Annotated in this window: 3 protein-coding genes; 2 read left to right on the top strand and 1 reads right to left on the bottom strand. The window is 59.8% G+C overall.

What is annotated here, in order from left to right:
- Positions 1 to 1,021 precede the first annotated feature (1,021 nt).
- Positions 1,022 to 1,648 carry an H-NS histone family protein gene (locus BMI01S_RS36725; RefSeq protein WP_028233097.1) on the top strand — a complete coding sequence of 209 codons (627 nt, stop codon included), beginning with the start codon at positions 1,022 to 1,024 and terminating at the stop codon, positions 1,646 to 1,648.
- 48 nt (positions 1,649 to 1,696) lie between these two features.
- Positions 1,697 to 2,158 carry a hypothetical protein gene (locus tag BMI01S_RS36720; protein WP_255217859.1) on the top strand — a complete coding sequence of 154 codons (462 nt, stop codon included), beginning with the start codon at positions 1,697 to 1,699 and terminating at the stop codon, positions 2,156 to 2,158.
- 64 nt (positions 2,159 to 2,222) lie between these two features.
- On the opposite strand, the gene BMI01S_RS36715 is transcribed toward BMI01S_RS36720, so the two are convergent.
- Positions 2,223 to 2,414 (bottom strand): hypothetical protein, encoded by a 192-nt coding sequence (locus BMI01S_RS36715; protein ID WP_028215456.1) that lies wholly within the window; start codon positions 2,412 to 2,414, stop codon positions 2,223 to 2,225.
- Positions 2,415 to 2,840 lie beyond the last annotated feature (426 nt).

Here is a 2,840-nt window from a genome sequence, read left to right as displayed (position 1 = left end):
GCGTAGTTCGCACGGATGGTTTAGGTTCTGCCTCTCCACCGGTGGCGATGGTGTCCGTGCTGCCCGATGGAATAGCGAGCAGACCCGCCACGGTCCCTTTTTGGGGCTGGCCTATCAGTGTCTTTGGCCCGTTCCGAGTGACGGTGTTTATCAGCAGTTCAGGTACCTTAACCTTGCCATCCAGCCTAGCGCCCCCTCCGCGTTGACACTCGCAGAGGAACATCGATCTCGCGATCTTGGTACGGCTTGCGCCGGGCTACATTGTTTCGGAGGCTTCACACGAGACCGTTGCCAGTCCCGCATGCCCCGATAGGCTACGGGCGACGGAACGCCCGGTTTTGCTCCCGCCGAACATCAGCGGTAAAACCACGAACTACGCGACGTCACGTCGCACATTCCAAACTCGGCCATCCGTCGCCGGATGTAGGCCACGATGCTCTCGCGCTTTCTCTCATCCATCAGCTTTACTCCGATTTTCTCCGATCAATCGCCTGGCATTCGGCAGGCAAATTGCAGATTACGTGCCGCCAGGTTGCCACGCGACACTGCCGCACTGCTGCGGCGGCGAAGAGGGCAGGTATTTTTGAGCCGCGTATTGCCGGGATCGGCGAACGGAATCTCTCGCGACTGGTTGGTTTGTGTGTTTGACAAGTATAAGTCAACCCGAAGGCGACGCCTGGTTTGCTTGCGCACCCTACGTCATCTTTTGTCGCGCTCGGGCTTCATCGCACTGAACATCGGTCACGCGAACGGCGATGTGCGGGTACGAGTCTGGACAACAGGGAATTGATATATTGCCGCGAAGCAGCAACCGCGCGATGTCGATTTTTAATTTGCAGTTGCATTGAAATCGCCGGGCGCGGCACATTCAATTTGCAGGAGCGTACTGGTAAGGTTCATAATCACCACCGCGACGATGGTGTCAACCTTTGACGGGCAGACCGAACTTCGAAGTGCCTGGCAAACACGCCAGGGAAATTCCAGGATCGCATGGACGGCATACCCCACAGGAGAAATAGAAATGGTTACCTTGGACGCAATCAAGTTGAAAATAGCAAAACTCGAGAAGCAGGCGGTGGCGATCGCCGAAAAGCAGTCGTCGGTGGGCCTCACAAAAATCCGTGACCTGATGCACAAGCACGGACTGACTGTCGCTGACATTGAAGGCTTTGTCGCTAAGCGGCGCGGTCGCAAGCCGGGGGTTACGCAGCCGAAATCGGCAGCAGCAAAAGCCCCGCGCGCGGCCGTACATCACGTTGCACCGAAATACGCGGATCCGAAAACGGGCGCGACGTGGTCGGGCCGTGGTCTTGCACCGCTGTGGATTCGCGACGTCAAGGATCGCTCGAAATTCCTGATTGAAGCTGGTGCAACGGCAAAGGATGCTGGCGCAAAGGCGGCTCCTGCGAAGAAGGCGGCCGCGAAGCGTGTCGTGGCGAAGAAGGTCGCGAAGACGACGGCGAAGACGACGGTTGCCACGAAGAAGGCAGGCCGGGCAGCGGCGGCTCCGGCAAAGCGTGGACGCGGACGCAAGGCTGCAGCACCCGCGAAAAAGGCTTCGGCACCGCGCAAGGCCGCAGCAAAAAAGGCACCAGCCGCAGTTCAGGCAACTACCGCTACTGTCACGCCTGAAGTCGCAGCGGCGTAATGGATGATACAGTCGTAGCCGGCAGAGCTTGATGCTCGCCACGCAGCATTGGCGGCCCGCTACGACTGGTCACTCAGGTGCCTTTGCGCGTCGTCCTTGCGTCAGGGTGACGCCACGTATGTCCATGAGGAAGCGCGGGACGCAGGTGCGGGCGCCTTCAATCCGATGCCCAACCGTTTTGAACTTGTCTCGCTGGCGTTGCCGGCCGACTGTCCGCCGGAGTCGGTTCCTTCGATGGTCGGCCAGCTGATCTCGGCCGCCTGGCCGGGCATGAGCCGCGCGCAGCTCGTGGACCGTGCCCGTCGGCTCGACATGCGTGCATCGCTGCGCGTGCAGCCCGGTATCGGACCGGATGGGCTGACGCGGTTCCGGCTCACGCTCAGTTTTGCGAACGGAGGCTTCGAGCTGATCGGCCATGTACGCCGTGTTATTCGCCGCCGCACGGGCGTGCGACGCCAGAAGCCGTCATTGCCTCCAGCACGCGATATCAGGCAGCAGAGCCTTTTCTGAGTGTTGCCGAGGCTGGGCAACAACGCCTGTCGACACACAGGCATCACCGCTGAAAAGAAGCCCGCTAGAGAATCCTGAGATTGCGAATCTTTCCGATTGCCGGTGAGCGTTCGACGATCAGGTTCGCGATGAATTCAGGCAACAGGGCGCGCGGCACGTTCGCGGGGATATCGGTCACGAGCTGCGAAGGCACCTGAACGATGAATTCCTCCGGTGCAGTGGCGAGACTATGTTCGTACGCAACGCGGATTTCCATGCTGTTATCTTTCGGAGATGTGGTTGCCGGGAGTGCATGCAATGTGCGCAGGGCCATGCAGGGTTGTGGACTCAGTGTAGCGCGCGATACCACCTGTCGTTGCTCTGTTGCGAGCGCTTGCGCGCTTTTGCCGACCATCGCAGGCTGCACCGCCCGCGACTCTATTTTCCTGTAATGCAAGCCCGGCAGTTTGGTCCCCGCCTATGGGAGCCGGTTACCATCAGATGCCGGAATATCCGTATGACGTTTGTGCGAACCTCTCTCACGTCACCACGTCCTTGTTCACCGGCGGCCTTTCATGCATATGAGCAGACTGATGTGCGCTTGCGCGACGGGGTGCGTTGACGACGTTATCGTGCAATCTGGAGATGACTGTCGTTGGTGCGGGTGTCGCGCGCGACCCTACCCACCAGTTTTCCGAGGTGA

This window comes from Paraburkholderia mimosarum LMG 23256 = NBRC 106338 (assembly GCF_000739815.1).
GTDB classification, from domain to species: domain Bacteria; phylum Pseudomonadota; class Gammaproteobacteria; order Burkholderiales; family Burkholderiaceae; genus Paraburkholderia; species Paraburkholderia mimosarum.
Note: the sequence above shows the minus strand (reverse complement) of the source record. Positions and strands in the feature narration are given on the sequence as shown.